This is a genomic window from Shigella sp. FC1567 (genome assembly GCF_001743015.1).
GTDB classification, from domain to species: domain Bacteria; phylum Pseudomonadota; class Gammaproteobacteria; order Enterobacterales; family Enterobacteriaceae; genus Escherichia; species Escherichia coli.
Window position 1 is genome coordinate 1 of record NZ_MIIV01000384.1, and the last position, 518, is coordinate 518.

Consider the following 518-nt stretch of genomic DNA (forward strand, 5'->3'; position numbering starts at 1 on the left):
CAGTGGCGAAAGTGTGCTATGCACAAATGGTGAAACAGTTCCTGAGTCGTGACCCGTTCGAATGCGTGCTGTGTGGCGGCCGGATGGTATACCGCCGGGCCATCGCGGGACTGAATGTGGAGGGGCTGAAGAAAAACGCGCGGGATATCAGTCTGCTGAGGTATATGCCGGCCTGACACAGGCTAAGTGTGCCCGGGAATCGGTGCAAGTATAAAAAACAGCCTGTTACTGTATAAAAACCGACCATGCAGAGAGAGAAAACACCGGAGTGGAGGGAAAAGCAGAAAAGCTCACGTGGCATAAGGCGCGGACAGCGGTATCGTCTGGTTTTTCAATTTCCTATACGTGAACTATGGCTCGCTACGACCTTCCCGATGAGGCATGGACCATCATCAAGCCTCTGTTACCTCCTGAACCCGCCACACCACGGGCCGGACGCCCATGGGCTGAGCACCGTAAAATCATCAATGGCATGTTCTGGGTGTTATGTTCCGGTGCACCATGGCGCGATTTACCCG

At 54.2% G+C, this 518-nt stretch carries 1 protein-coding gene and 1 pseudogene; both read left to right on the forward strand.

All coding sequences use genetic code 11. The features are described 5' to 3' along the window. A pseudogene (locus tag BHE85_RS26850) lies at positions 1-176 on the forward strand (IS91 family transposase); the annotation flags it as partial. Positions 177-352: 176 nt separating this feature from the next. Then, a partial coding sequence (locus tag BHE85_RS18295) for a transposase (RefSeq protein ID WP_146627995.1) occupies positions 353-518 on the forward strand: 166 nt, incomplete at its 3' end.